This window comes from Flavobacterium sp. W22_SRS_FP1 (assembly GCF_052113685.1).
In the GTDB taxonomy this organism is placed as follows: domain Bacteria; phylum Bacteroidota; class Bacteroidia; order Flavobacteriales; family Flavobacteriaceae; genus Flavobacterium.
Map to the genome: position 1 here is coordinate 53,294 of NZ_JBGQOE010000001.1, position 26,219 is coordinate 79,512.

Here is a 26,219-nt window from a genome sequence, read left to right on the forward strand (position 1 = left end):
CTACTTTTTTAGAAAATTTTATACAAATTTTAACCCAATCTAAAAGGTAAGACTATGGCTGATATAGAACTCCCAGATGCTTTATTGGTACAAAACTATGTAGCAGGAAATGAAAATGCTCTAGCTGCATTAATCAAAAGGCACGAATCCCGAATTTACGGTTTTATATACTCTAAAATTTCAGATAGAGATATATCAAATGATATTTTTCAAGACACTTTCATAAAAGTAATCAAAACTTTAAAGTCAAATTCTTATAATGAAGAAGGTAAATTTCTTCCTTGGGTAATGAGAATATCTCATAACCTAATAATTGACCATTTTAGAAAAAATAAAAAAATGCCTATGTTTAGAGAAACAGAGGAATTTTCTATCTTTTCAATAATGTGCGACAATTCTCCCACAATAGAAAATCAATTAATTTCTGATCAAGTTCAAAAGGACATAAAGAAATTAATTGGGGAATTACCGGCTGATCAAAAAGAAGTATTGATTATGCGTATGTATCAAGATATGAGTTTTAAAGAAATTTCAGAAATTACAGGGGTTAGTATCAATACATCCTTGGGTAGAATGCGTTATGCTTTAATGAATTTAAGAAAAGTTATTGACAAGCATCAAATTGTTTTAACAAATTGACAATATATCAATATTTTGTACGTTGTAGTAGAATAGCTAAATTCATACAACATGGCAAAAATTTACTCTAAACAATCATTGGTCACTAAGACAATTAAACCGAGAAAGGAAATCGTTTCCTTTTTATTAAATTATTCAAAAGCATTGACTGTAATAAAAACAGATAACAGAAGTTTCGAAATAATATCGAATTAAATTTCTTTGCGCTAAAATAATTTAAGGTTCGGTTAAGAGGTCTTGTATTGATAAATGTCACTAATTTAAATTTAAATTAATGACATTTATTTTTTATAGTAATCATTCAGTACTGATTTTCTTCCTATAGTATTTGTGATAATATCTTTTTCTAAATCCCAAGCTCGTGCAGGCGAATACTCTCTCCCGTACCAAATAATTTGTAAATGCAAATCATTCCAGATTGCTTCTGGAAAAATACGTTTGGCATCTTTTTCAGTTTGCACAACATTTTTTCCATTGGTCAGATTCCATCGATACATCAGTCGGTGAATATGGGTGTCCACGGGAAAAGCGGGTACCCCAAAAGCTTGTGACATTACCACACTGGCTGTTTTATGGCCAACAGCAGGCAGTTCTTCCAAGTATTGAAAACTTTGTGGGACTTCGCCTCCATGTTTATCTATCAAGATATGGGAGAGCCCGTGTATTCCTTTTGATTTCATTGGCGATAAACCACAAGGCCGGATAATTTCTTTTATCTCCTCCACAGACATTTTTATCATATCGTATGGGTTGTCTGCTTTCGCAAAAAGTAAAGGCGTGATTTTGTTGACCCTAACGTCCGTACATTGCGCCGAAAGTAAAACAGCAATCAATAAAGTATAGGGATCTTTATGGTTTAAAGGAATTGGAATCGTAGGATATAGTTCTTTTAACGTATTTATAACAAATGTTACCCGTTCTTGCTTGGTCATTTTAGTAATTTTATATCTTGTAAAAATAGAATAAATTTCAGGATGTGCCTAATCCAGCTTTCCGTTACAACTCCTCATTCAGTTAGCACAATTTTTAAGTGTTAGCAAGAGCTTCCTCTGGTCGCTTTGCAAACATATAAAATTTAAACTAACTTTATTCCGGGGTTTTCACGACAATCTGGGGCATATTCCAACTAATACATAAACCTAAAATCATGACAACATTAAAAAAAGGTGATAAAGCACCAAGTTTTTCAGGCCTAGATCAAGAAGGTAAAGAGCATAAATTAGAGGATTATAAAGGAAAAAAACTCGTGGTTTTCTTTTATCCAAAAGCAAGTACACCCGGATGCACTGCCGAAGCCTGTGATCTAAGAGATAATTTTGAGCGCTTTCAAGCAAACAATTATGAATTGCTAGGTGTGAGTGCCGATGCAGCTGCAAAGCAGGCTAAATTTAAAGAAAAATATGATTTTCAATTTCCGTTACTAGCTGACGAAGACAAATCAGTAATTGAAGCTTTTGGTGTTTGGGGACCTAAAAAATTCATGGGAAAAGAATACGATGGTATTCATAGAACCACTTTTATAATTGATGAAAACGGAATTATAGATGAGGTGATAGAAAAAGTAAAGACTAAAGAACATGCTGATCAGATACTGAAATAGGTGATCAGTAATTCAGTTTCTAGTATTCAGTAGCTATGCTCTATGATTTAGCTTAGAAATATACCAAGTTGATAAAAAAAAGTCCATAGTTAAGGTTGTTTAAGAGCTTAATTATGGACTTCATATTCTATATTATTTTGCCAATTTCAAATTTCTATTAGCTATAGTCGCAGCAAATGAAGATTCAACGCTTTTACTTAACACTTCCTTGCAAGCGGTTATTTGGCTCATATCCAAAAAGATGATACTCTTTTATGATTTCAGCAATACCAGAAGGAAGCATAGGCTCCCAGCCAGGTATTCCATCACTAATCATTTTCAGTACTTCACGGGAGAAAACTTCAAGAATTTCTGGATCGTAATCACCTATATCAACAACTTTTCCGTTGAACTTAAAGAATTTGTATAACTCTTTCATTCTAGGATGAACTTTTAAATTTTCGGAAGTAGTAATGTCTCCATTTTCGTCTAGCATTGGGTATAAAAACACTTTCATATCGCGGAAAAATAGTTTTCCAAATGCTTCAAGTATTCCTCCACTAAGATGGCGGTAGTATTTTTCATCAAAAATATCAACTAGGTTGTTCACACCCATAGCCAGTCCCATTCTTGCTTTGGTATAATTGGCAAAATATTCAACTACCTTATAATACTCTTGAAAATTCGAAATCATTACTGTTTGTCCCAAAGAACAAAGCAATTCTGCTCGGTCCATGAAATCACGTTCGTCAATTTCTCCATCTGAACGTAAATTGGATAAGGTGATTTCAAAAATGACCAAGGTATTGTCTTTTTCGACTTTGTTTTCTTGAAGGAACATTTTCAATGATTTCTCATACATGTCCATGTTAACTTTTGTAACAGGTCTAAAGCTTCCTCTTAAGGCTAAGATGTTCTTTTTGTACAAAATGGCTGCCGGTAAAATGTTCATCCCATTAGGATCAAACATTACAGCATCAGTCATTCCGTTTTTTACTAATTGTAAACTCATCAATCGATTGTCTACATCTGCAAAACGTGGACCTGAAAAATTAATAGTATCTATTTCCAGTTGATCTTTGTCTAAATGATCGTATAAATAACGCAACAATCGTTTTGGGTCATTGTATTTATAATAAGCACCATAAATTAAGTTTACACCCAGGATTCCTAGAGTTTCCTGTTGCAATCTGGCATCAGTCTCTTTAAAACGAATATGAAGAATGATATCATTATAATCTTCGTCGGGTTCAATTTGATATCGAATTCCAACCCAACCGTGTCCTTTAAATTGTTTAGCAAAATCAATGGTAGCGACAGTGTTAGCATAACTAAAAAACATTTTATTAGGATGTTTTTCCCTGCTCAAACGCTCTTCAATCAAATGACCTTCCAAATTCAACATTTTTTTAAGGCGGCCTTCTGTTACGTAACGTCCATCTGCTTCAATACCGTATATAGCATCACTAAAATCTTTGTCATAAGCTGACATAGCTTTTGCAATAGTTCCTGAAGAACCTCCAGACCTAAAAAAATGTCGTACTGTTTCCTGTCCAGCTCCAATTTCAGCGAAAGTACCGTATATATTTTCATTCAAATTGATACGAAGTGCCTTGTCTTTGATTGAAGGTATTTGCGCGATGACCTTGTCACCTTTTAGTTTTATTTCAGTATCCATTTTTGTTTTAAATAAGGCTAATATGATACAAAGTTAATTAAATAGGGTTCTAATGAAAGAGATTTAATCCTATTTTTGTAAAAAAAACAAACGCAATTGAAGGTATATTTTTTAGGCACGGGTACATCACAAGGAATTCCAGTCATAGGTAGCGATCATCCGGTATGTAAGAGCACTGATAACAGGGATAAAAGACTAAGAGTTTCCGTCTGGATATCATGGGGAGAATTTTCGTACGTAATCGATTGCGGGCCTGATTTTAGGCAGCAGATGCTTACTTCAAACTGCCAACATGTGGATGCAATACTTTTTACTCATGAACATGCGGATCATACAGCAGGGATTGATGATATTCGTCCCTTTAATTTTAAACAAGGGAAAATTCCTTTTTATGCACATCAAAGGGTAATAGACAATTTAAAAAGTCGGTTTGAGTATGTTTTTACGACCGTAAATAAGTATCCAGGGGCTCCTTCTGTGCAAACGGTAGAAGTGACCAACAATCAATCTTTCCAGCTTGGAGATAAAAAGGTAATTCCTGTCAATGTTATGCATGGGAACTTACAGGTTTTTGGTTATAGAATTGATGAGTTCGCTTATGTGACCGATGCAAAAACAATAACTGAAAATGAAATTTCTAAACTAAAAAATCTGAAAGTATTAGTTATAAATGCTCTGCGTGAAGAACAGCACGCCACCCATTTCAACCTAGAGGAGGCATTGGAATTTATAGCCTTGGTCCAGCCAGAAAAAGCCTATCTTACTCATGTTAGTCATATGTTGGGTTTTCATGAAGAAGTCCAAAAGAGCCTACCTGAAAATGTTTTTCTTGCCTATGATAATTTAGAAATCAACTTATAATTATACTTAAAATGAAAAAATCGTTATTCCTTTATGTTTTTATTATTCTCGTACTTATGAACATATTTACTTATATGTTTTATAGTAAGCAAGTCGCATTCGAACAGGATAGATATGAAAAAGTTACCAATAAATTAAAAGAGGATGTGAGTTCGCTAACAACTAAGCTCAGTGATGCCAACTATTTTTCTTTGGAGAAAAACGAAAATGCCCAAAATTATTTTGACGCTGGAAGTTCGGAAAAAGCCATTCAATATGAAAAATTGATTCCCTATGTTACGGAGAAATTACTAGACTTTAATTCAAATGCCAAGGGAAACCCTTATGTGGGACAAGATAAACTTGGTGAAAATAAATTTATAATCAACAAAGTAAAAATTCTAAATCATCGTTGGATTATTGCTGACTTTAGTGATGGAGATATTTGGGGAGAAGTATTACTTAAATATTTTGTCAACGAGGATGAAAGTATTTCCTTCGAAGTCAATCAATCATTACTTTATCCAAAACAATAATAAAAGAAGGTTCCTAGTTCGGAACCTTTTTTTATGCTTTTAGCCAATTTTTAAAATCATTAAAAATTTGAGGGGAAATCCCGTGACCTATTGGGTATTCTTTATAATCGGATGCGATTCCTAATTTATCTAAAAAAGGCTTTGTTTTACGAGCCCAGTCAACTGGAATCACTTGGTCAGCGGTTCCGTGTGAAGCGAATATTTTAAGGTTTGACAAATGGTTTTTGAGATAGTCTTCTTTAAAAATAGCATCGCTTACATAGCCGCTGAGTGCAATTACTTTTTGAATTTTTTCGGGATAGGAAAGCGCAACGGCATAACTTAGTATTGCACCCTGACTGAAGCCAAGTAATGTAATTTTGTCAGAGTCAATTGGATAATTAGTTGTCAATTCATCTAGGAATCCAGCGATTAAATCTCTTGATGACTTTGCCTGTTCATTGTCTGAAAATTTGTTTTCATCGGCATCAAAATTAATGGCGTACCACGCATAACTGCCATATTGCAAGTCATAAGGAGCGCGTGCAGAAATGATGTAATATTCGTCCGGGAGCTCCGTTGCAAATGAAAATAAATCCTCTTCATTACTGCCATATCCGTGAAGTAAAAGGATAAGGGGGTTTTGATCCAATTTTATTTTTGGTTCTCTAATGAGATAGTCTAGTGATAGTTTCATTTGTTAAGATATTTTTATAAGCCATTTTTGAAAAAAATTGCCTAATAACGGAACCGGTTTTGTTTCTCCTTTTATGGCGCTGAAAATGCCATAAGACCATAGAACGGAAACAAAAACCCACATCGGTGCTGAAATCATTAAGCTATCAAAATTGCTTATAATTAATCCCAATGAAATGAAAGTAAGTGTTAATCCTAAGCCTTGACGGATGTGAAATGAGGCAAAAGCATTCTTGTCATCTGCATTCATCGACATGGCAATAAATACTCCAATGCCCAAAATATAGCTTGTAATTGCTGCTGCTTTGCCTTTTTCAATAGTGTTATTCATGTTTTTATGCTAAAATTAATTTTCCTTGATTTAAAATTCCGTAAACCTGACCTTTTATTTCCATTCCAAGAAATGCAGAGTTTTTCGATTTTGACCTTATCGATGATTTAGTAAAAATATTTTTTCCTTGAGGATTGAATAAAGTGATGTTCGCTATTCCACCTTCCCTAATAGCTAGGTTTTCAATTCCGAAAACAGTTTTGCCAGACGTTAGTTTTTCGATTACTTTTTCCAAAGGCAATACGGTCATCAAAGCGGTATAAGCACTTTCAAGTCCGATAGTTCCATTTTTAGCCATATCAAACTCCATTTTTTTGTGTTCAATGTCGATTGGATTATGATCTGACGTAATCATGTCTATAGTGTTGTCCATTATTCCATCCAATAACGCTTTTCGATCCATTTCAGTTCTAAGTGGAGGTGAAACTTTAAATCGGGTATCAAATCCTTCTAGTTTGTCATCCGTCATCACCAGATGATGCACTGCAACGCTGCAGCTCACATTTAAGCCTTTTGCTTTAGCTTCTTTAATCAATTGAACTGATCTCGAAGTTGAAACTGTAGGAATGTGTAGTTTACCTCCAGTGTACTCTAATAGAAACAAGTTTCTGGAGATTTGTAGCTCTTCGGCAAGGTTTGGGATCCCTTTCAGACCTAATCGTGTTGAAACGACTCCTTCGTTGACAACTCCGTTTCCTTTTATTTTTTCATCTTGGGGGAATGCAATCACTAATCCATCAAAATCGTGTACGTATTGTAATGCTATTTTTAGTAAATTGGCATTGGACTGACTTTTGCTATAATCTCCAAAGCCAATAGCTCCTGCTTTTTTCATATCAAATAATTCCGCCATATCATTCCCTTCACTAGCTTTTGTTAAGGCTCCTATAGGGAAAAGCTCCGTGGCACTGCCGTTGGCTTTGTTTTGCACAAAATTAATCTGGGATTGGTTGTCGATAATAGGAAAAGAGTTAGGTTGAAGGGCAATTGCTGTAAAACCACTTTTTGCCGCTACTTCTAAGCCATTTAATATGGTTTCTCGTTCTTCAAAACCAGGTTCTCCCAGCGAGACGCTGCTGTCAAACCAACCTTGGGACAGATGAAGGTTTTTTAAAATTACTTCCTCTGTATTTTCCGTATTAGGAAGAGAGGCTCCAATTTTTTTTATTAAACCATCTACAATTAAAATATCTACTGTCTTGTTGTGAAAGGGACTTGTAGAATCGATAATTTTTGCTTCTCGGATGATTAGTTTCATATGCGGATATTATTTTTTTTAATTCTGAATTCCAGAAACGAATTCGTTTATTTCATGAATCGTATGATTGCTGTTTCTATCGACAGAAAGAGCAGTGCAAAGATAACAAACCATTTCCAAATTTGATTGTCCATTCTGTTCGTTTGCAAAGTATCAAAAAAAGAGGCTATAGAGTCAATCGTTTTATAGCCCACAAGCATTTTTTCAGATGTTTCGGCCAGATCACTTTCGGTTCTACTGTAATTAAAACTGATGTTTTCTAATTTTTCATTTTGATTAAATATTTCAAAGTTCCCAGCTTGCTCGGGATAATTATTAAAAACTAATTTGACTTTATTGTTCAAAATCTGTTGTATAGGAATAAATTGTTCCGTTGCGTTTTTCACACTTAGCACAGCATCTTTCGACAATAACACATCCACAAGAAAAGGGTTTGAATTTCCTATTGTTAAGTTGTTTATTCCATTTTTACGATTGTTCAGAGCCATTTTATAAAAAACAGGAACGATTAGTGGTGACTGTTGAAAATTTGAGTTTTCAGTATTGATTGGCGCGGCGAAAACATAGACACTAGAAATAGAATTTGATATGGAGGTCAGGAAAGCACTTTGGTCATCGTTAGACAAAGCTGCCGGACCAGAACTGGATAGTGCAAATGAGGCATTTGTTTTTGGGTATTGGAAATTTTTGATTCGATTTTCGAATACGGAAGTAAATAAAGGATGGTTGAAATTGATTTTAGTAATTAGTTTTTCGGCTTTATTAAAGCTCTTAAATTGAACCTTTCCAAAATTCATCAGAAAGGTATTCATATTTGTAAGCACATTTTTCGCTGACGGGATTATTATTAGGTTGCCTCCCTTTTGCACAAAGGACTTTAAAGTACTTTGTAGTGCTTGCGGAATTTCATCGAGTTCATTCAATACGACCGCGTCTTGTTTTTCAATAGCATTGTAATCTAACGAGCTTATTGTTGAATTGATGAAATTAAATTCGTCATTAGTATAAATTCTACTTAGAAAGTTGCTCTTTTCGGTTTCGCCGATGCTGATTACATTTGCTTTTTTTATTTCTGAAATACTAAAATATAAAACATTATCATAGGGTAGCCCATTGTCTGTTATGGAAACATATCCGTGAAAGGCTTTTTTGGGGATTGTAAAATTGATGCTCTTTTTTTTTGTGTCAAAGTCAACGATTGTTTTTCCCACAAGATTGCTTTGATTATATATCGCTATTGGCACTGGTTTAATACTAGACCCATAAGCGGACAAGTCAACAGTGATTTCATAAAAATTATCTAGTGTTTCGTGAATAAAGACGCTATCGATGGCCACATTATTTTTTTGCTCTGCTCTTGGTATTATGAAATTTATAAGATCCTTTTTATCACTTTTTTTGATTTTTTTACTGTCAATACCAATGGCATCGGTTATAATTACGATGTCTTTATTGAATGCCGATTTGTGCGATTTTATTTTAGCAATCGCGTAATCTAGCTGAAATGGACTAGCGCTGTATTTTATGTTTTGTAGGGTATTGCGAATCGATTTTATATCTGTGTTCCAATAATTTTCGGAATTAGTAAGTAGAGAAAAACTTCTGTTTTCCGGAGTATCTTCTAATAATTCTTGAACAGCTCTTTTTAGTAATTCTCCTTTTTTTCCTTTCACCTGCATACTGAACGAGTTGTCTAAAACAATATACAATTCATTAGCTGTATTTTTATCATCTTTAGCTCTGAAGTAAGGCTGTGCAAAAGCAAAAATAATACAGGCAAGCAATAGCATGCGGGCGCTAAGAAGCAGCCATTTTTTTATTTTCGAACTTTTTCGGGTCTGTACGGAAAGTGCTTTTAGAAATCGAACATTGGTAAAATATTCTTTTTTAAAACGACGAAATTGAAATAAATGAACCAAAATTGGAACGATCAGTAAAAAGAGAAAGTATAGAATTTCGGGATGTCTAAATTGCATTTTAATATTTAGTTTATCAAAAATACAATTTTGTTTACAGTTGTAAGTCGGTATTGTTTGATTTCTTTGTTGGAGCCGATCACTTTTTTTCCTTTTTGTAACAAATTAATTTTGAATTCACTTTATATTTTTTGAGGAAGAGGAATAGGCTTCTGTATATTTTGTAATTTAGCTTTTCACAAAATTTTAAAAATGAAAAAACAATATACTACCCTTTTTTTACTTTTAACTTTCAGCATAGGGCAAGCGCAAAAGGATAAGTTTAATTTGCTAATTGGTACCTATACCAAAGGATGTGAGAGTAAAGGAATTTATGTATACGAATTTGATTCAAAAACGGGCGATTTTAGTTTTAAAAATGCCTCTGAAAAAACTGTAAACCCAAGTTATTTAACTGTTTCAGATGATAATAAATTCGTGTATTCTGTAAATGAGAATGGTGCTCAAAGTAAAGTGAGTTCTTTCGGTTTTGAAGCGAGCAGTGGGAAGTTAGATTTATTAAATTCTCAAGATTCAGAGGGAGCGGATCCTTGTTATATTATCAACGACGAAAAAAACGTTATTGTTGCTAATTATTCAGGGGGTAATATCTCTGTTTTTGGAAAAAATAACGATGGTAGTATTTCTGAAGCCAAACAAGTGATTCAGCATTACGGAAAAGGAAGTGACGCCAAAAGGCAAGGAGGGCCACATGTTCATATGGTTCATTTCTCTCCAGACAATAAATTTGTTCTATCGAATGATCTAGGGAATGAGAAGGTGTATTCGTATAAATATAACTCAAGTTCAGCTAGCATGCCTTTAAAGTTAAAAGATAGTATATCATTAAGGCCAGGTAGTGGTCCTAGACATTTAACTTTTAGTAAAGACGGAAAATACGTTTATGTTTTGCAAGAATTGAATGGGGCTTTAACTACTTTTTGTTACTCAAAAGGGAAATTAAAAAAAGTAGATGAAACCACGATTTTAGCAAAAGATTTCAAGGGAACGTTCACTTCTGCCGATATTCATATTTCGCCAGATGGAAAATTTATATACGCCTCAAATAGAGGAGAGGCAAATGATATTTCCATCTTTAAAATATTAAAAAATGGAAGATTAGAATCTAAAGGTCAAACGAGTACTTTGGGAAAAGGACCTCGTAATTTTGCAATTGACCCAACGGGAAATTTTCTATTGGTGGCGCATAAATACACGAACGATATTGTGATTTTTAAAAGAAACCAAGAAACAGGTGCAATTACCGACACAGGAAAAAGAATCGAGTTGTGTTCTCCTGTATGTTTAGTGTTTACTGAAAATTAGAAAACAGTAAGGTTAATTTATCGGAAATAAAAAAGGCTAAAAAATGAAGTTCATTTTTTAGCCTTTTTTAATATTATTTATTTTTGTCTTTTCGCTTTTTGTCTCTTGTTTTTAACATATTACGGTTGACAGATCCATGAGTTTTTTTCTTAGTTACTCCAGGTCCACCCAAATTGACTTTCTTATTCTTTTTACTTTTCTCTTGGAAAGCGCCATCTCCTTCAAGCTTCTTCTTTTTCGTTAAGAACTTGACTACTTGTCGTTCTTTCTCCGGTTCAATCAGTTTTGAGGAAACTTCAACTTCAGTGGGGAATGGCTCGATTTCCAATTCCATATTCATCAAGACTTCGATCTCTACTTTATACTCTTCTTCACGAGGAGCAATAAAACTAATCGCAGTACCTGTTTTATCGGCACGACCCGTTCTACCAATTCTATGCATATATAGTTCTGGCATGTCTGGCATTTCGAAATTGATTACATGTGTAATATTCGAAATATCTAACCCCCTAGCCATAATATCTGTTGTAATAAGACCACGAAGATTTCCTTCTTGAAAAGATGCCATGGTACTCAAACGGTAATTTTGAGATTTATTGGAGTGTATTACGCCAAATTGTCCCTCAAAATCTTCTTCGATACGCTCATGGAGCATATCTGAAATTTTCTTGTTGTTAACAAATACCAAAACACGACTCATGTCTTCATTGTTCTGTAAAAAATGCTTTAACAGGTTTACTTTCGTATTAAAGTTAGGAACATCATACGAAATCTGCTTGATATTCTCTAATGGAGTTCCAGACGCAGAAAGCGTAACTTCTTCAGGATAATCAAAATAGTCATTCAAAATAGCATCCACTTCATCAGTCATCGTTGCTGAAAACAGAATGTTTTGACGTTTTCTGGGCATCATAGCTAAAATAGCTGTCAATTGAGTACGAAAACCCAAATTCAGCATTTCATCAAACTCATCAATAACGAGTTTTTGCATGTCTTCAAAACGGATCACATTGTCTAATGTTAAATCCATTATTCTTCCTGGTGTTCCTACCAGAATATCACAACCTTTATATACGGTTGTTTTTTGGGTATTGATATTAACACCACCAAAAATTGCTACAGTACGAACTGACATGTATTTGGTCAATTTCTCCACTTCTTCTGCAACCTGAACTACAAGTTCACGAGTGGGCACTAAGATTACTATTTTGGGAGTATGGCCTTCTGTAAATTTGTATAATTTTAGTAGTGGCAATAAATAGGCAAATGTCTTACCTGTTCCTGTTTGAGCAATCCCCATCATATCGCGACCAGACATGATTACGGAGAAAGTTTTTTCCTGAATAGGAGTAGGTTTTGTAAATCCTAAATCGTCAACTGCTTTTTGTACGGATTTAGGAAGTTTGAATTGATCAAAAGTGGTCATTTGCTTAATTTTTTTGCAAAGGTAGTCTTTTTGAAAGTAAAGATGAAATTTGAATTTATAGCACTATCTATAATTACTTTTGTGAGTCTAATACAATAAAAATAAAGGAATTAAAACCCTTCAAATACTCCCAAACCAAATAAAGCAAAATCATATTTTACGGGGTCATTTGGGTCCAATTCTCTAAGTTTTAAATCTAATGCAGCCACTGCCTTACCGTCATTCTGCTTTCTTGTCAACAAACCTAGCTTGCGTGCTACATTTCCGCTATGAACATCAAGTGGGCACGATAACGAAGCTGGAGAAATACTTTTCCAGATTCCCAAATCGACTCCTTTATTGTCTTGACGTACCATCCATCTCAGAAACATGTTGATGCGTTTGGCAGCTGAATTGTTCATGGGGTCCGATACATGCTTTTGGGTTCGGTACTGATGCGGAATTTCAAAGAATATTTTCTTGAAGTCTGAAATGCTTTTTTGCATAGTTTCTAATTGCTGGTTTTTAGAATATACGCTTTCCAAGCCATTATGGTTTTGATAAATATTTTTTAAGCTTTTAATAAAGAAAGTAAAATCATGACTGTTAAAGGTGCGGTGCACAAAATGTTCTAATTTTGCCAAGTCCTCTTCTTTATGGGACATTACAAAATCATAAGGTGCATTTCCTATTAAATCCATCATTTTATGCGAGTTTCTGATGATCATTGTGCGGTTTCCCCAAGCTATTGTTGCACTCAAGAATCCAGCAATTTCTATATCTTCTTTTTGAGTAAATAAATGCGGAATTTGCACGGGATCACTTTCTATAAAATCAAGGGTGTTGTATTGAATTACTTTTTCGTCTAAGAAGGATTTGAGCTCAGAATGATTCATTTTTTTGTTTAAAAGGGAATGCTATAATTGATCTTAGTTTCAAATGAGTTTAAAGCCTGTTTAATTGCTTATTAAGCCGTCTATCATTACTAATTTTCTGTCGGCCATATTGGCTAATTCTTCATTATGGGTAACAATGACAAATGTTTGTCCTAATTCGTCACGTAATTTAAAAAACAATTGGTGTAAGTTTTCGGCAGAGGATGTGTCCAAGTTTCCCGAAGGCTCATCGGCAAAAATGATGGCTGGCTTGTTTATTAAAGCTCTAGCAACGGCGACGCGTTGTTGTTCACCGCCAGAAAGTTCATTGGGTTTGTGATTTATTCGGTGAGAAAGTCCTAAATAATTCAATAATTTTTTCGCTTCAGTTTCGGTTTCCAGTTTTGATTTATTAGCGATAAATGCAGGGATACAGACATTTTCTAGGGCTGTGAATTCAGGTAATAGTTGATGGAATTGGAAGATAAAACCTAAATTTAAGTTTCTAAATTTAGACAAGTTTTTATCGTTCATAGTCAAAATATCCTCATCATTAATGCGTAGCATGATATCATTACTTGGGCTTGGTTTGTCCAAAGTTCCAAGAATTTGTAAAAGTGTAGTTTTACCTGCGCCAGAAGCTCCTACTATAGATACGATTTCTCCTTTTTGAATATGCAAATCAACACCTTTTAAAACATGGAGTTGGTCATAATATTTATTTAAATTTTTTGCATGTATCATTTGAACCGTTTTCCACAAAGAAACAAAGTTTTTTAGTATTATATTATGGTCAGATAATAAATTTTAGTTAATAGGACTGTCCGAGCGTCTTTAATAGCCTAAATTTGAAATAACTTAAATTAAAGATAAAAATGGGATTACAAGAAGGAATGGAAGTAGCGACATTTGCTGGCGGATGCTTCTGGTGTACAGAAGCGGTATTTTTAGAGTTAAAAGGAGTAAAAAGTGTGGTTCCAGGATATATAGGCGGAAAAACAGTTAATCCAACATATAAAGAAATTTGCGGTGGAGAAACAGGGCATGCAGAAGCGATCGAAATCACTTTTGATCCTAATGAAATGGCATTTGGTGAATTGTTGGAGATCTTTTTTGCAACACATGATCCTACAACGTTAAACCGTCAAGGAAATGATGTGGGTACCCAATACAGAAGCGAAATATTTTATCATAACGAAAAGCAGAAAAAGATTTCTGAAGACTATATCGACTTAATGACAAAAGAAAATACTTTTGGAAAAACAGTAGTCACTAAAGTTTCTGCGGCATCTAAGTTTTATGTAGCGGAGGATTACCACAAGAATTATTACAACGACAATAAATCGCAGGGTTATTGTTCCTATATCATTACTCCTAAGATAGATAAATTGAAAAAGTTATATGGAGATAAACTCAAAAGTAAATAGAAAAGGGATAGCCTCGAAACGGAAAAATCATATTTAGAGAATGACGACAGAGGAGTTCAAAGTACTAAATAGAAAGCTTAAAAGAAGAAATCTATTTCTTGGGCTTTTGTTTGACGCCATTGGAATGCTTTCCTTCACAGTACCCATGGTCGGCGAGTTTTCCGATGTGATTTGGGCTCCAATAACAGCCTATTTAATGACAAGGATGTATCAAGGTACTGTTGGAAAAGTTGGAGCCGTTGTTGCGTTTCTGGAGGAGGTTATTCCATTTACGGACATTATTCCTTCCTTTACGTTAACTTGGATTTATAATTATTGGATTAAAAAACAGGATTAATTATTAAGAAGATTAATCTTTAAAGAGGAAGCCTAAGCCCAGGCGTTTAAGCATTTTTTTCTCGAAGGCCCAAAAGAATTTGAATTGGCCAAAAACAAAACCAATTAATACTAATAGAACTTGGTAGAGTGGGAAAATTATAATCAATCGTGCTGGTGTATGCCAAAAGCCAAAGTCTTCTTTTATAATTCCCAACCAAAAGCAAACCGGTTTCGATAGCCATGCTGATGTGGAACCCGTAATTGCAAAAACGATAAATATAATGCTGAGTTGCAGATTGGATTCAATGCCCCAACGTTTTTTTAATGCCTTCATTTTCATTTATAACAGTTGCAAAGATAGTTACATTATCTCGGAGGGACGTAGCCAAAAAGTTTTTGTTTGTAGGTATTTTGAAAATATACTAGATAGTTGTAAATTAAATAATTCACTTCATAGCCGTAATTAATATTGGGATCATAGCTGATTGACATTTCATATAAATTGGAATTATAGCGAAAAGGTTGTAAAACCCGATTGTTCCATTCACTTATCCAAATTGTATTTTTACTCACTAAATAACTCTCGGAGTGGTAACTTCTTGGGAAGGCCCTTGAAGCGAGCCAGGTACTAAAACCTGGGTCAATAATGATTACTTCGTATTCTAATTGATCATTCGCAATTCTGACTGTATCGCTTTGTGAAGAAAGAGGCTGATCTGATTGTGAGACAACTGATTTCGAACTGTTACAGCTTGTAATAATAGCTAATATAATCCCCGCTATGTAAATGTGATTTTTCATGGCTGTATTAAATTAGCACTAAATTTACGAAATTAATTATATATTCGTTGTTGTTTCAGGGATAAATAAAAATCCTTTAAGAAGTTTAGAATGGTAATGGCGTTAATGGTATTATATGTAAAAAGGGATTCATTAAACGGTGTTTAACGAATCCCTTTTTATTATTTAAGTCAAAAAATACTAACCTAATATGCTGATAATTTGCGAAGCTAATTCAGTACCAATTCTATCTTGAGCTTCTGCTGTAGCAGCCCCAATATGAGGAGTTAATGAAATTTTTGGATTCATTAAAATAGTCATTTCTGGTGTTGGTTCATTTTCAAAAACGTCCAATCCAGCAAATAAAACTTTTCCACTATCTAATGCTTTTACTAACGCTACTTCATCAATAACACCACCACGAGCACAGTTTACGATACCTACGCCATCTTTCATGATAGCCAATTCTTTTTCACCGATGATATAACCATCTTGAGCAGGAACGTGTAAAGTAATAAAATCAGCTTCTTTGAATACAGATTCTAATGATTGAGAAACAATTGATGTAGTGATTGATTGTCCATCAAAAAAGACCACTTTAACGTCAACTTGTGGAATAAAACTATCTGCAGCGATTACTTTCATCCCTAAACCAAGAGCCATTTTTGCAGTAGCTTGACCGATACGTCCAATTCCTACAATCCCTAATGTTTTTCCTCTTAATTCAACACCGTTTGCATATGCTTTTTTCAAACCATCAAAGTTTGAGTCTCCTTCAAGAGGCATGTTTCTATTTGAATCATGTAAAAAACGAACTCCAGAAAATAAGTGAGCAAAAACTAATTCGGCCACAGATTCTGATGAAGACGCAGGCGTGTTGATTACGTGAATACCTTTACTTTTGGCATAGTCTACGTCAATATTGTCCATTCCTACACCACCACGACCAATGATTTTTAATCCAGGGCAAGCATCAATAATATCTTTACGAACCTTAGTTGCGCTTCTAACTAATACTACGTTTACGTTATTCTCATTTACAAAATTAGCAACTTGTTCCTGCGCTACTTTTGTTGTTATTACTTCATATCCACCTTTTTCTAAAGCTACAATTCCACTTTTTGAAATTCCGTCGTTTGCTAATACTTTCATTTTTTTTATATTTTAAGATCAAAAATTTAAAGATTCAATCTGTTTTTTTGTGTAGTGTATGATTATAAATTGACTTTTAAAACCTAATAATCATTCAATAGTTTAATTTTTAAATTGCTTTCTCCAAAGCCTGCATAACATCTACTAAAACCTGCACACTTTCTATAGGAAGTGCATTATACATAGAAGCTCTGTAGCCACCTACTGAGCGGTGTCCTGGTATACCAGAAATCCCCGCTGCTTTCCACATTGCATCAAAAGTTTCTGTATGTGCTGAATCATTCAATAAGAAAGTCGCATTCATAGTAGAACGGTCCTCAACAGCTGCAGCTCCCTTGAATAAAGGGTTTCTGTCTATTTCAGTATAAAGTAACTCCGCTTTTGCGTTATTCAATTTTTCAACTGCTGCAACTCCACCTAGTTTTTTTAACCATTGTAAAGTCAACAATGAAGCGTAAACTGGAAAAACGGCAGGAGTGTTATACATACTCTCTGCTTTAATATGCTTTTCGTAATCTAATATGCCTGGAATAGTTCTACCTGATTTGCCAAGAACTTCTTCTTTGACAATTACTAGAGTAGTACCTGCAGGCCCCATATTTTTTTGTGCTCCAGCATAGATTATATCAAATTTTGAAAAATCCAATACCCTTGAAAATATGTCAGAACTCATATCGCAAACTATTGGCATGTCTAGCGATGGGAATTCCTTCATTTGTGTACCAAAAATTGTATTGTTACTAGTGCAGTGAAAATAATCAGCATCAGCAGGGACAGTATAGCCCTTTGGTATATGATTGTAATTTTGTTCTTTTGAAGAAGCCACAACAACTGTCTCTCCAAAGAATTTAGCCTCTTTTATTGCCCCACTTGCCCATGTTCCCGTATCAAGATAAGCAGCTTTACCTCCTTCTTTCATCATGTTATAAGGCGCCATTAAAAATTCTAGACTTGCCCCACCTGCCAGGAAAAGAGCTTTGTAGCCTTTGCCTTCCAGTCCTAATAATTCAATAGAAAGTGATCTTGCTTCGTCCATCACCGCAACAAAATCTTTGCTTCTGTGTGAAATTTCTAAAATAGATAAGCCAGAGTCATTAAAATTTAAAATAGCTTGTGCTGATTTTTCAAAAACTTCTTGTGGTAAAATGCATGGTCCTGCGCTGTAGTTGTGTTTTTTCATGGTGTAGTTTATGTCCAAAAAATTAAAAAGCAAATTTCGGGAATAGGAGTTTAAAAAGTGTTAAATAATTCGCAATAATTGCGCTAATTTGGCCTATGTTGTTAACAAAAACGATATAGTGTCTACGTTATCTGCATAATCCCATAAATTTGGATACTGTGTTTGTCCAAAAGCAATTGAGTTTTCTATCAGTTTATTGCTTACGATACACTGTAATTGCTCGTTTTCTGAGCTTAAGCGAGTCTGTAGATCTTCGATGTTATCATAGAATTCGTAAAATACACTAGAAATAGGGGAGGCGTGGCTTTTATCTTCTTTTAGAGTTAAAAAACCGTTGTCCAGCAGCTTGAAATTACTCATTAAAAATACGGCCTTATTGTAGTCATAATTGTTGGCGTATTTTTCATAATGAATGACCTCTTGGTATGCAAAAATTGCTTCAAAAAAAGCTTCAAATGTATAGCCTTTTGGCACAAAAAGTTTCGACACATTGCGACATCCCAAGCCGAAATATCGGAATATATCTTCCCCTAAAGCAATCAAGTGCTCCTTATTTTCAGTGCCATTTAATACAGCAACTGAGTTCCTGCTTTTTCTGATTATAGAAGGTTTATCTTTAAAATAATATTCAAAATAACGGGCAGTATTATTACTTCCAGTAGCGATAACAGCGTCAAAATGTTCTAGTTTTCCCTCCACAAAGGTGATTTTATCAAGAAACTCAGGTTCAATTGATGTGATATATTTGGCTATAAAAGGGAGTAAATGTTGATCGTTTGAAGATGTTTTTACTAGAACTGAGTTGCCTGTAATCAAAACAGATAAAAAATCATGAAAACCTACTAATGGGATATTTCCAGCTAAGATTAGAGCGATTTTTTTTTGTTTTGTAGAGTCAATTTCATAGGCAGAAAGCCATTTTTCCAAATTTACTTCAGTCAGTGCTTTGGCCCATGAATTAATGGAGAAGTATACCTGTTCTGGCGTATACCATCCATTATGGGACTGGGACAGCTTTATTAATTTTATAAAATCGTCAAAAAATAGATCGTTATGCAGTACAGTTGCTTTTCTGGAGCTAGTGTCTTCAGAAAATTGACTTAAAAATTTTCCTAATTCAACAAAAACGCTTTTTTTTGTTTCTAATGTCATAATGTTTGCTTATGAATAGTTTTGATTGTAATTTTGCACAAAAGTAGGCTTTAATAATTCGAAAGTCAAAAGTCTTAAAGTCAAAAGCCATTTAAGATGTTTTTTTTGGCTCGAATAACAAATAATATAGCAAATGGCAATTATAATAACTGATGAATGTATCAATTGTGGCGCATGCGAACCAGAGTGCCCCAATACAGCGATATACGAAGGAGCAGACGACTGGAGATATAAAGATGGGACTAAACTAACAGGTAAGGTAATTTTACCCGACGGTACCGAGGTTGACGCCGATGCGGCCCAAACGCCAATTTCAGATGAAGTATATTACATTGTACCTGGAAAGTGTACAGAATGTAAAGGTTTTCACGACGAACCGCAATGTGCTGCTGTTTGTCCTGTAGACTGCTGCGTGCCGGATGATGAGCATGTCGAGACAGAAGAGACCTTACTTAACAGACAAGCATATCTTCATAACGAATAGAGCTTTAAAGAAGAGCGTAATAAAAACCTGAGTCACTGACTCAGGTTTTTTTTTACTTAAAACTATTTTGCGGATACTGTGTAGAGTTTATACAATTGAGTCTATTTTTTCGTCATATATCTGATGAATTATTGCCAGAAGAACTATATTACTCAAAATGATGTTTGGTTTTTTTCTAAACAGAATATTTGATGACTTCGTTATTCTTGACAACAAAAAACTAATTGATATTGCTAAGTTGCAGAAGTTCTTTTTTTTGCTACAATGACGTAGGTGTCATAAGCGTATGTTTTTCGGTCTATCGTTTTTACGATTTCAAAATTATTTAAATATAGGAACAGTTGTATTTCATTTAGTGTAAATACGCGAAGAGTAGAAAAATCATCTGCTATTAGATCTTTTTTAGCATTTATAACTGTGTAGTATTTTGCAGTCCATTCCACCATAAAATTATCTGCACTAGTTGTTTCCCAGTGGCTTTCCCTCATGTAATTTATTCTTTCGTAATCAGCTTGATGTGTGATTTTTTGATTTTCCTTCATAAATGGTATGAAGCGGTTTGCATCTATAAAATCAAATACGATTATGCCTTTTTTGGTTAGGTTGTTGAACAATGAAGCGAAGGTTTCATTCACATCTTCATTAGTAGTTAGATAACTCGTGGAGCGCCCAGTTATAATAATGGCGTCGACTTGTTTCTCAAGATTAAAATCCCGCATGTCCCCGTGAATGAAAGTACAATCCTCATTTCTTTCCCGGGCGATAGCAATCATACTTTGGCTATAATCCAGTCCTATATATCGCTGCCCATGTTCCATAAACCGTTTGGCCAAGTTACCTGTACCGCTTCCTATTTCTAGTATTGTTTTGCAGTTGTTTTCCTGAATAAAGGAATTGTAGAAGTCATACTCTTCATTATAATCAACGAAGCTCTGATACATAGCATCATAGATTGCCGCCATTTTTCCGTCATAAAGATTTGCCATATTTTCTGATTTGAAATTTACATTAGTTCTAATCGTAGTGTAATTATAGTATAGGCAGTTAAATAGGACACTAGGAATTGATTGATCTGTAAACTTATGTAAAAATAGTATATAAAAAAAGGGCTACCCAATTGGATAGCCCTTTTTAGAGTTAATTCGATAATCGAATTAGAATTTATAGTTTAACGATAAGTTAAACATTGTTCCTAATTGGCTAAAGTGGAAACCATCATACGTCATTTGAGAATAACGTTGGTTAAAAGTAATCAAGTTAGATTGATTTTTTACTTGAGCTGCATCAGCTAATAATGCTGTACCAGCAGCATTCTCTGCTTTAAATTTCCATTCAGGTAACACATTCAATAAGTTGTTTGCGTTAAATGATAAAGTTAATTTGTCAGTTGCTGAGAAAGAGATTCCTAAATCTGTAACAATTTTTGGAGTAAATTCAGTTCTTAAGTTTGAATCCATACCAGCTTGTTTAAAGGTGGTTTTACCGAAATAAGTATTATTAAGTGAGAAGCCAAATTTTCCGATTTCATAATTTGCTCCTAAAATCCATTTTGTATCTGGTCTTGAAGTAAACATTAAAGCGTCTAAAGTCCCGCTAAAATTATTGCTTGCTACAGGAGAGATTCTTTCGTTTTGGATAGTAACATTTCCTGATAGATTAAAGTCTAATTTACCTGTTCCTATTTGGATGTTTGTGTAATTAGCTACAACATCCAATCCAGAAGTTCTTGAATCAAATGAGTTTTCAAACCAAGCAACGTCTCCAAAAGATGTTGATACAATATCTCCTAAAACGATTCTATCAGCTACTTTAATATTATAATAATCTACTGTAAAATTGAAGTTTCTAGAAGGTTTAGCTCCTATACCAACAGTTATGTTTGTTGATTTTTCAGCATTTAATTTAGGAATACCTAATATACGTGCTTGTGGTGAAGAGTTGTTGATTAAACCACTCACTTGAATTCCTTCTCCTGCAACAAACGAGTATTGTGATTTTTGAGTATAAATTTGGTGTAAAGTAGGCGCTCTGAAACCAGTAGAAACAGATCCTCTTAATGTTACTTTGTCATCTGCAAATTTATATCTTGAGCTTAATTTCCATACTGTAGCACCACCAAAATCGCTATAATCTTCATAACGAACAGTTCCGTTGATTAAGAAATCTTTAGTAACATCGTAAGCAACATCAAAATAACCACCTAAGTTATAACGATTCCATTTTCCTGAATTTTCTGGTCTGTTTCCTGCAAATGAATCAGCTCCAATTCCTTCCCATGATGCTTGTTCACCTTCAATAACTTCAAAAGTTTCAGTTCTAATCTCAGATCCAAAACCAATACTAATTTTGTCAGATAATATTTTGGATATGTCTAAATTCCCAACGATGTGGTTGAATGATGTTCCTCCTGGTTTAAAAGCGATAGGACTGTTTTCTAAGTAAACATTAGCTCCATTAGCGTCTTGAATGTCAGATCTGTTATGAGAATTTTCTACTGAATATGTTTGTGTGTTTCCACCAACTGTTACACTGGCGTCAGTGTTCCATCCGTCTTTTACAGATTTATAACCTAATGTAGCATTATAGTCATTCAAATCTCCTGTAAATGTTGGAACATAACCTTGGTAAGAAGCATCTGTACCGTTACCAAAGAAATCTTTTAAGTAAGGGTAGTCAGCTAAAGTTCTCCAATATGGAGTTCTGTAGTTAGCAAAAGAGTTTACTTTTTTGTACACATATGCTGCGTTATAATAAAGTTGTGTTTCTTCAGATAAATCAAATCCACCATTTACTAAAAATTTAGCTGCAGCCGTTTCAGGAGAACCATTGATGTTTCCTGCGTCTGGTTGTTTTGCTAAGAAAGATTGCACATCAGATAGCGATGCACCAAAATCAGCAGCTTCACCCGCAGCATCAACTGTACCGGGTCTGTTTGCTTGAGAAACTTTAGAGAAATCTACAGTATAGTTTACAAAACCTTTACCGTCGCCTACCTCAGAACCATTGTTAAGACTTACTCCTAACATTTCTCCGTCACCTTCAGAAGTCATTCCACTTCTTACGGTTACTGATCCAGCTTTAGTATCTTTCTTTAAGATGATATTCATTACTCCTGCAATTGCATCAGAACCGTATTGAGCTGAAGCACCATCACGAAGTATCTCTACTCTTTCAATTGCATCAGTAGGTATAGAAGATATATCCGCACCTGTTTCACCACGTCCTGGAGAAGTTTGAACATAAAGCAATGAGCTTAAGTTTTTACGTTTACCGTTGATAAGGATTAAAGTTCTACTTGGTCCCATGTTTCTTATTTCATAAGGATCTAGTAAAGAAGTCGCGTCATTTACCGGTGTTTGTACCGTGTTAAAAGATGGGATCTTGTACTGTAAAGCTTTGTCAAAAGTAGCCTGTCCTGTAGAAGCTAAATCTTTTGAAGATATTACATCAATTGGTAAAGCAGAGGTAGTGTTACTTCTAGGAGCAGTTCTACTTCCTGTAACAACAATTTCCTGTAATTCTTGACCGCCTTGTTCAGACAAAACAACATTTACTGTAGTTCCTGTTGCTGCTTTTTCAACGTTAGAAAATCCAATGTAGCTGAAAACTAGTGTAGCGCCTTCGCTAACTTTAATCTTGTATGCTCCATCAATGTTTGTAGAGACTCCGTTAGTAGTTCCTTTTTCGACAATGTTAACACCTGGAAGCGCCGCTCCGGTATTGTCTTTTACAACCCCAGAGATTTCTTTTTGTGCAAAAAGGAAACTGACGTTTAATAGTAAAAATAATAAAGAAATTTTTTTCATAATTAAATTTGGTTTTTGTTTAGTTTAATTCGTCGGCTAAGATATATTTTTCTTAACAAAACATTGGCTAAAAAAGGGTGTTTTTTAAAAAAATGTTGCAAATAAGTGTACTCATGTAAGCTATTTATGATGATTAATTGTTTTATTAACGTATAGTCTTATTAAAATGAAATCCTTTTGTTTATTGTCTGAAATTAATTATGATAAAACATAAAATTCGTAATAAGCGTCGTCTAGGTGTTTAACGATAAGTTTGAAATGATAAAAGCGTCGATAATATACCGTGCGTTTTATTGGTGTTTTATAATCGTAAGTTAGAAGTTAAATTATGTTTTGCGATGTACTAATAAGCAATGAATGTAATTTAATTAGAATCTAAGGTGCCACCTGCTTTAGTATCTCTAGTTTCGGCTTGTTTGTCGCAAAAGATACTACTGTCGCTTAATTTGCTTAGTTTGTATTGATTTTGTTTTTTGCAGATTTATAAACTCGTGAATGAAGAAAAAGTAAATGTTGAAAGTGTTTTAAAAGCGGTAATTTGTCTATCAAAGAAATTGTTTTTTTTAAACGTGGGGTCTGTGTTGAAAAGGGACTCTGAAAAATTGCTGATTATTTGCATTATATCTTATATTTGCAAACTTTTAAAGTACATACTAAAACGGATAGCGGTCAAGCGCTGTTTGTAAACATAAATATCATGAAAGCAGGAATTGTAGGATTACCAAATGTTGGAAAATCAACATTATTTAATTGTTTGTCAAATGCAAAAGCGCAAAGTGCCAACTTTCCTTTTTGTACTATCGAACCTAATATAGGTGTTGTAAATGTACCAGATCCTAGAATGGAAAAATTAGAGGAATTGGTTAAACCACAACGCGTTCAAATGGCGACTGTTGATATCGTAGATATTGCTGGTTTAGTTAAAGGAGCAAGTAAAGGAGAAGGTTTAGGAAATCAGTTTCTAGGAAATATTAGAGAATGTAACGCGATCATTCATGTATTGCGTTGTTTTGACAATGATAATATTGTGCATGTTGACGGAAATGTAAATCCTATTCGTGATAAAGAAACAATTGATATCGAGTTGCAGTTAAAAGATTTAGAGAACGTTGAAAAACGTTTGGAAAAAGTAAATCGTGCAGCTAAAACTGGAAATAAAGAAGCGCAAACTGAAAAAGCGCTCTTAGATAGAATTAGAGAAGCTTTGCTTCAAGCAAAATCAGCAAGAATTATTGTCCCTCAAGGACCTGATGAGGAAGTTTTGATGGAGGGCTTTCAATTGATTACTGCAAAACCAGTTTTGTATGTATGTAATGTTGATGAGAATTCAGCTGTTACCGGAAATAAATATGTAGATCAAGTTCGCGAACTAGTTAAAGATGAAGATGCCGAAGTGATCATACTTTCTGTTGGTGCTGAAGCGGATATTACCGAATTAGAAAGCTATGAAGAGCGTCAGGTTTTTCTAGAAGACATGGGTTTAACGGAGGCCGGTGCTTCAGTGTTGATTCGTGCAGCATACAAATTATTGAAACAACAAACTTACTTTACTGCAGGTGTAAAAGAAGTTCGCGCATGGACAATTGACGTTGGATCAACAGCACCGCAAGCTGCTGGAGTAATTCACACTGATTTTGAAAAAGGATTCATTCGCGCTGAGGTAATCGCATACGAAGATTTCGTTCATTACGGTTCGGAGGCTAAATGTAAAGAGGCTGGAAAATTCAAAGTAGAAGGAAAAGAATATATAGTTAAGGATGGAGATGTAATGCACTTTAGATTTAACGTGTAGTTTTTGTCTCGAGAAGATAGAATAAAGAGAATGGAATATAGAAAGAAACCTGCAAGAGTCATTTGTGCAGGTTTTTTTTATGGACCTAATTCCAGCTTTCCACTGCAGCATTTTTCCGTCTTGCCTTTTTTTCTAAGTCAATAAAGGAGCTTCCGCTGGTCGCTCTTTTTTGCCATGAAAAAAATAGGCAATCCTGCTAAAATGCTTTTCGTTTCAATCTGGGGTAAAGAGGCGAGAGGGTTGAAAATAGAGTAGAGAGAATAGAATAAAGAGAATAGAATAAAGAGAATAGAATAAAGAGAATAGAAAAGGGAGAATAGAAAAGAGAGAATAGAAAATGGAAATTTTTTTAAAAATCAGCGAATTAACGGTGTTTTAAAAAAGTCGGTATAAATCTGTGTTCTACTTTCTTTTCAATAGGTTTAAACTGTGGTCTAATTTCACTATTTTTATAAAAAACTAGAACTATGAAAATTATAGCCTTTGGCGCAAGCCCCAGTAAAAATTCCATCAATAAAAAATTAGCAACGTACGCCGCTCATTTATTTAATAATGCCGAAGTAGAAGTATTGGATTTAAATGATTTTCAAATGCCAATTTTTAGCGTCGATATTGAAAAAGGAATAGGGCAGCATCCATTGGCGCAAGCCTTTTTGGACAAAATCTCTAGTGCCGATATTTTAGTAGTTTCATTAGCAGAAAACAACGGGAATTATTCAGTGGCTTTCAAAAACATTTTTGATTGGTGCAGCAGAATAGATGCCAAGGTTTTTCAAAATAAACCCATGCTGCTTATGGCAACTTCGCCGGGTGCAAGAGGAGGTGCAATTGTATTAGGAGTAGCTAAAAATGCTTTTCCATTTTATGGAGGAAATATTAAAGCAACGTTTTCATTGCCTAGTTTTGAGGCTAATTTTGATCTTGAAAACGGTAAAATTTCTAATTCCGAATTGGATAATCAGTTGAAAGAAATTGTTAAAGCGTTTTAAGTTTTTTTAATCTTTTAATTTTTCAATCTTTAAATAGAAAAT

General features: G+C 34.3%; 27 protein-coding genes. 11 read left to right on the forward strand and 16 right to left on the reverse strand.

The window, feature by feature from the left end; translation table 11 throughout:
* The first annotated feature begins 54 nt into the window (after nucleotides 1-54).
* Complete coding sequence (locus ACEN2H_RS00160) at nucleotides 55-639, forward strand: RNA polymerase sigma factor (protein WP_441729445.1); 585 nt, start codon at nucleotides 55-57, stop codon at nucleotides 637-639.
* Nucleotides 640-690: 51 nt separating this feature from the next.
* Nucleotides 691-834 carry a hypothetical protein gene (locus tag ACEN2H_RS00165; protein ID WP_441729446.1) on the forward strand — a complete coding sequence of 48 codons (144 nt, stop codon included), beginning with the start codon at nucleotides 691-693 and terminating at the stop codon, nucleotides 832-834.
* Nucleotides 835-920: 86 nt separating this feature from the next.
* Here ACEN2H_RS00165 and ACEN2H_RS00170 read toward each other — a convergent pair whose 3' ends face one another.
* Complete coding sequence (locus ACEN2H_RS00170; protein ID WP_441729447.1) at nucleotides 921-1,571, reverse strand: endonuclease III domain-containing protein; 651 nt, start codon at nucleotides 1,569-1,571, stop codon at nucleotides 921-923.
* Nucleotides 1,572-1,786: 215 nt separating this feature from the next.
* Here ACEN2H_RS00170 and bcp point away from each other — a divergent pair, with 215 nt between their 5' ends.
* A complete protein-coding gene (gene bcp, locus ACEN2H_RS00175) occupies nucleotides 1,787-2,239 on the forward strand; it encodes a thioredoxin-dependent thiol peroxidase (protein WP_441729448.1) in 453 nt (150 codons plus the stop codon).
* Between the two features lie 193 nt (nucleotides 2,240-2,432).
* Here bcp and ACEN2H_RS00180 read toward each other — a convergent pair whose 3' ends face one another.
* Entirely contained in the window at nucleotides 2,433-3,896 is a 1,464-nt protein-coding gene (locus ACEN2H_RS00180; protein ID WP_441729449.1) for a TonB-dependent receptor, read from the reverse strand.
* 96 nt (nucleotides 3,897-3,992) lie between these two features.
* Between ACEN2H_RS00180 and ACEN2H_RS00185 the strand changes: the two genes are divergently transcribed.
* Both ACEN2H_RS00185 and ACEN2H_RS00190 read left to right on the forward strand, forming a co-directional pair.
* Complete coding sequence (locus ACEN2H_RS00185; RefSeq protein ID WP_441729450.1) at nucleotides 3,993-4,757, forward strand: MBL fold metallo-hydrolase; 765 nt, start codon at nucleotides 3,993-3,995, stop codon at nucleotides 4,755-4,757.
* Nucleotides 4,758-4,768: 11 nt separating this feature from the next.
* A complete protein-coding gene (locus ACEN2H_RS00190; protein ID WP_441729451.1) occupies nucleotides 4,769-5,272 on the forward strand; it encodes a hypothetical protein in 504 nt (167 codons plus the stop codon).
* A 31-nt stretch (nucleotides 5,273-5,303) separates the two neighbouring features.
* Here the strand turns inward: ACEN2H_RS00190 and ACEN2H_RS00195 are convergent, their stop codons facing one another.
* From ACEN2H_RS00195 to ACEN2H_RS00210, 4 genes are read right to left on the reverse strand one after another with little or no spacing between them, the layout of a single operon-like run.
* On the reverse strand, nucleotides 5,304-5,948 hold the full coding sequence (locus tag ACEN2H_RS00195) for an alpha/beta hydrolase (RefSeq protein ID WP_441729452.1): 645 nt from the start codon (nucleotides 5,946-5,948) through the stop codon (nucleotides 5,304-5,306).
* Nucleotides 5,949-5,951: 3 nt separating this feature from the next.
* Nucleotides 5,952-6,278, reverse strand: coding sequence for a hypothetical protein (locus ACEN2H_RS00200; protein WP_441729453.1), 327 nt, complete (start codon nucleotides 6,276-6,278; stop codon nucleotides 5,952-5,954).
* Nucleotides 6,279-6,282: 4 nt separating this feature from the next.
* On the reverse strand, nucleotides 6,283-7,536 hold the full coding sequence (locus tag ACEN2H_RS00205) for a dihydroorotase (RefSeq protein ID WP_441729454.1): 1,254 nt from the start codon (nucleotides 7,534-7,536) through the stop codon (nucleotides 6,283-6,285).
* A 47-nt stretch (nucleotides 7,537-7,583) separates the two neighbouring features.
* Nucleotides 7,584-9,512 (reverse strand): BatA domain-containing protein, encoded by a 1,929-nt coding sequence (locus ACEN2H_RS00210; protein WP_441729455.1) that lies wholly within the window; start codon nucleotides 9,510-9,512, stop codon nucleotides 7,584-7,586.
* 192 nt (nucleotides 9,513-9,704) lie between these two features.
* Here ACEN2H_RS00210 and ACEN2H_RS00215 point away from each other — a divergent pair, with 192 nt between their 5' ends.
* Nucleotides 9,705-10,817 (forward strand): lactonase family protein, encoded by a 1,113-nt coding sequence (locus ACEN2H_RS00215; RefSeq protein WP_441729456.1) that lies wholly within the window; start codon nucleotides 9,705-9,707, stop codon nucleotides 10,815-10,817.
* 73 nt (nucleotides 10,818-10,890) lie between these two features.
* Here ACEN2H_RS00215 and ACEN2H_RS00220 read toward each other — a convergent pair whose 3' ends face one another.
* From ACEN2H_RS00220 to ACEN2H_RS00230, 3 genes are all read right to left on the reverse strand, one after another.
* Nucleotides 10,891-12,243, reverse strand: coding sequence for a DEAD/DEAH box helicase (locus ACEN2H_RS00220; RefSeq protein ID WP_441729457.1), 1,353 nt, complete (start codon nucleotides 12,241-12,243; stop codon nucleotides 10,891-10,893).
* A 110-nt stretch (nucleotides 12,244-12,353) separates the two neighbouring features.
* A complete protein-coding gene (locus tag ACEN2H_RS00225) occupies nucleotides 12,354-13,118 on the reverse strand; it encodes a TIGR02757 family protein (RefSeq protein WP_441729458.1) in 765 nt (254 codons plus the stop codon).
* A 60-nt stretch (nucleotides 13,119-13,178) separates the two neighbouring features.
* Nucleotides 13,179-13,841: an ABC transporter ATP-binding protein gene (locus ACEN2H_RS00230; RefSeq protein WP_441729459.1), complete on the reverse strand. Its 663-nt coding sequence runs from the start codon at nucleotides 13,839-13,841 to the stop codon at nucleotides 13,179-13,181.
* A gap of 131 nt (nucleotides 13,842-13,972) precedes the next feature.
* Between ACEN2H_RS00230 and msrA the strand changes: the two genes are divergently transcribed.
* Together msrA and ACEN2H_RS00240 are read left to right on the forward strand one after the other, a co-directional pair.
* Nucleotides 13,973-14,524 (forward strand): peptide-methionine (S)-S-oxide reductase MsrA, encoded by a 552-nt coding sequence (gene msrA / locus ACEN2H_RS00235; protein WP_441729460.1) that lies wholly within the window; start codon nucleotides 13,973-13,975, stop codon nucleotides 14,522-14,524.
* 40 nt (nucleotides 14,525-14,564) lie between these two features.
* Nucleotides 14,565-14,861 (forward strand): hypothetical protein, encoded by a 297-nt coding sequence (locus ACEN2H_RS00240; RefSeq protein ID WP_441729461.1) that lies wholly within the window; start codon nucleotides 14,565-14,567, stop codon nucleotides 14,859-14,861.
* Nucleotides 14,862-14,873: 12 nt separating this feature from the next.
* Here ACEN2H_RS00240 and ACEN2H_RS00245 read toward each other — a convergent pair whose 3' ends face one another.
* From ACEN2H_RS00245 to ACEN2H_RS00265, 5 genes are all read right to left on the reverse strand, one after another.
* Nucleotides 14,874-15,176: a DUF6787 family protein gene (locus ACEN2H_RS00245; RefSeq protein ID WP_441729677.1), complete on the reverse strand. Its 303-nt coding sequence runs from the start codon at nucleotides 15,174-15,176 to the stop codon at nucleotides 14,874-14,876.
* A 32-nt stretch (nucleotides 15,177-15,208) separates the two neighbouring features.
* Nucleotides 15,209-15,643, reverse strand: a complete 435-nt coding sequence (locus ACEN2H_RS00250) for a DUF6146 family protein (RefSeq protein ID WP_441729463.1) — start codon at nucleotides 15,641-15,643, stop codon at nucleotides 15,209-15,211.
* Nucleotides 15,644-15,823: 180 nt separating this feature from the next.
* Nucleotides 15,824-16,774, reverse strand: a complete 951-nt coding sequence (locus ACEN2H_RS00255) for a D-2-hydroxyacid dehydrogenase (protein ID WP_441729464.1) — start codon at nucleotides 16,772-16,774, stop codon at nucleotides 15,824-15,826.
* A 109-nt stretch (nucleotides 16,775-16,883) separates the two neighbouring features.
* Nucleotides 16,884-17,954, reverse strand: coding sequence for a 3-phosphoserine/phosphohydroxythreonine transaminase (serC, locus tag ACEN2H_RS00260; RefSeq protein WP_441729465.1), 1,071 nt, complete (start codon nucleotides 17,952-17,954; stop codon nucleotides 16,884-16,886).
* Nucleotides 17,955-18,047: 93 nt separating this feature from the next.
* Nucleotides 18,048-19,106 (reverse strand): acyl-CoA reductase, encoded by a 1,059-nt coding sequence (locus ACEN2H_RS00265; RefSeq protein ID WP_441729466.1) that lies wholly within the window; start codon nucleotides 19,104-19,106, stop codon nucleotides 18,048-18,050.
* A gap of 133 nt (nucleotides 19,107-19,239) precedes the next feature.
* Here ACEN2H_RS00265 and ACEN2H_RS00270 point away from each other — a divergent pair, with 133 nt between their 5' ends.
* Nucleotides 19,240-19,590 carry a 4Fe-4S dicluster domain-containing protein gene (locus tag ACEN2H_RS00270; protein ID WP_441729467.1) on the forward strand — a complete coding sequence of 117 codons (351 nt, stop codon included), beginning with the start codon at nucleotides 19,240-19,242 and terminating at the stop codon, nucleotides 19,588-19,590.
* A gap of 233 nt (nucleotides 19,591-19,823) precedes the next feature.
* Here the strand turns inward: ACEN2H_RS00270 and ACEN2H_RS00275 are convergent, their stop codons facing one another.
* Nucleotides 19,824-20,576 (reverse strand): class I SAM-dependent DNA methyltransferase, encoded by a 753-nt coding sequence (locus ACEN2H_RS00275; RefSeq protein ID WP_441729468.1) that lies wholly within the window; start codon nucleotides 20,574-20,576, stop codon nucleotides 19,824-19,826.
* Between the two features lie 168 nt (nucleotides 20,577-20,744).
* Nucleotides 20,745-23,396: a TonB-dependent receptor gene (locus tag ACEN2H_RS00280; RefSeq protein ID WP_441729469.1), complete on the reverse strand. Its 2,652-nt coding sequence runs from the start codon at nucleotides 23,394-23,396 to the stop codon at nucleotides 20,745-20,747.
* A gap of 697 nt (nucleotides 23,397-24,093) precedes the next feature.
* Here ACEN2H_RS00280 and ychF point away from each other — a divergent pair.
* Entirely contained in the window at nucleotides 24,094-25,188 is a 1,095-nt protein-coding gene (ychF, locus tag ACEN2H_RS00285) for a redox-regulated ATPase YchF (RefSeq protein ID WP_441729470.1), read from the forward strand.
* A 467-nt stretch (nucleotides 25,189-25,655) separates the two neighbouring features.
* The gene (locus tag ACEN2H_RS00290) at nucleotides 25,656-26,177 is read left to right on the forward strand and encodes an NADPH-dependent FMN reductase (protein ID WP_441729471.1); all 522 of its coding nucleotides are present in this window, start codon (nucleotides 25,656-25,658) and stop codon (nucleotides 26,175-26,177) included.
* The last annotated feature ends 42 nt before the right edge of the window (nucleotides 26,178-26,219 follow it).

Bases quoted from the DNA above. Each gene is read 5' to 3' on its own strand.
- ACEN2H_RS00160 (WP_441729445.1), top strand. From the start codon at position 55: ATGGCTGATATAGAACTCCCAGATGCTTTATTGGTACAAAACTATGTA.
- ACEN2H_RS00165 (WP_441729446.1), top strand. From the start codon at position 691: ATGGCAAAAATTTACTCTAAACAATCATTGGTCACTAAGACAATTAAA.
- ACEN2H_RS00170 (WP_441729447.1), bottom strand. From the start codon at position 1,571: ATGACCAAGCAAGAACGGGTAACATTTGTTATAAATACGTTAAAAGAA.
- bcp (WP_441729448.1), top strand. From the start codon at position 1,787: ATGACAACATTAAAAAAAGGTGATAAAGCACCAAGTTTTTCAGGCCTA.
- ACEN2H_RS00180 (WP_441729449.1), bottom strand. From the start codon at position 3,896: ATGGATACTGAAATAAAACTAAAAGGTGACAAGGTCATCGCGCAAATA.
- ACEN2H_RS00190 (WP_441729451.1), top strand. From the start codon at position 4,769: ATGAAAAAATCGTTATTCCTTTATGTTTTTATTATTCTCGTACTTATG.
- ACEN2H_RS00195 (WP_441729452.1), bottom strand. From the start codon at position 5,948: ATGAAACTATCACTAGACTATCTCATTAGAGAACCAAAAATAAAATTG.
- ACEN2H_RS00200 (WP_441729453.1), bottom strand. From the start codon at position 6,278: ATGAATAACACTATTGAAAAAGGCAAAGCAGCAGCAATTACAAGCTAT.
- ACEN2H_RS00205 (WP_441729454.1), bottom strand. From the start codon at position 7,536: ATGAAACTAATCATCCGAGAAGCAAAAATTATCGATTCTACAAGTCCC.
- ACEN2H_RS00210 (WP_441729455.1), bottom strand. From the start codon at position 9,512: ATGCAATTTAGACATCCCGAAATTCTATACTTTCTCTTTTTACTGATC.
- ACEN2H_RS00215 (WP_441729456.1), top strand. From the start codon at position 9,705: ATGAAAAAACAATATACTACCCTTTTTTTACTTTTAACTTTCAGCATA.
- ACEN2H_RS00220 (WP_441729457.1), bottom strand. From the start codon at position 12,243: ATGACCACTTTTGATCAATTCAAACTTCCTAAATCCGTACAAAAAGCA.
- ACEN2H_RS00225 (WP_441729458.1), bottom strand. From the start codon at position 13,118: ATGAATCATTCTGAGCTCAAATCCTTCTTAGACGAAAAAGTAATTCAA.
- ACEN2H_RS00230 (WP_441729459.1), bottom strand. From the start codon at position 13,841: ATGATACATGCAAAAAATTTAAATAAATATTATGACCAACTCCATGTT.
- msrA (WP_441729460.1), top strand. From the start codon at position 13,973: ATGGGATTACAAGAAGGAATGGAAGTAGCGACATTTGCTGGCGGATGC.
- ACEN2H_RS00240 (WP_441729461.1), top strand. From the start codon at position 14,565: ATGACGACAGAGGAGTTCAAAGTACTAAATAGAAAGCTTAAAAGAAGA.
- ACEN2H_RS00245 (WP_441729677.1), bottom strand. From the start codon at position 15,176: ATGAAGGCATTAAAAAAACGTTGGGGCATTGAATCCAATCTGCAACTC.
- ACEN2H_RS00250 (WP_441729463.1), bottom strand. From the start codon at position 15,643: ATGAAAAATCACATTTACATAGCGGGGATTATATTAGCTATTATTACA.
- ACEN2H_RS00255 (WP_441729464.1), bottom strand. From the start codon at position 16,774: ATGAAAGTATTAGCAAACGACGGAATTTCAAAAAGTGGAATTGTAGCT.
- serC (WP_441729465.1), bottom strand. From the start codon at position 17,954: ATGAAAAAACACAACTACAGCGCAGGACCATGCATTTTACCACAAGAA.
- ACEN2H_RS00265 (WP_441729466.1), bottom strand. From the start codon at position 19,106: ATGACATTAGAAACAAAAAAAAGCGTTTTTGTTGAATTAGGAAAATTT.
- ACEN2H_RS00270 (WP_441729467.1), top strand. From the start codon at position 19,240: ATGGCAATTATAATAACTGATGAATGTATCAATTGTGGCGCATGCGAA.
- ACEN2H_RS00275 (WP_441729468.1), bottom strand. From the start codon at position 20,576: ATGGCAAATCTTTATGACGGAAAAATGGCGGCAATCTATGATGCTATG.
- ACEN2H_RS00280 (WP_441729469.1), bottom strand. From the start codon at position 23,396: ATGAAAAAAATTTCTTTATTATTTTTACTATTAAACGTCAGTTTCCTT.
- ychF (WP_441729470.1), top strand. From the start codon at position 24,094: ATGAAAGCAGGAATTGTAGGATTACCAAATGTTGGAAAATCAACATTA.
- ACEN2H_RS00290 (WP_441729471.1), top strand. From the start codon at position 25,656: ATGAAAATTATAGCCTTTGGCGCAAGCCCCAGTAAAAATTCCATCAAT.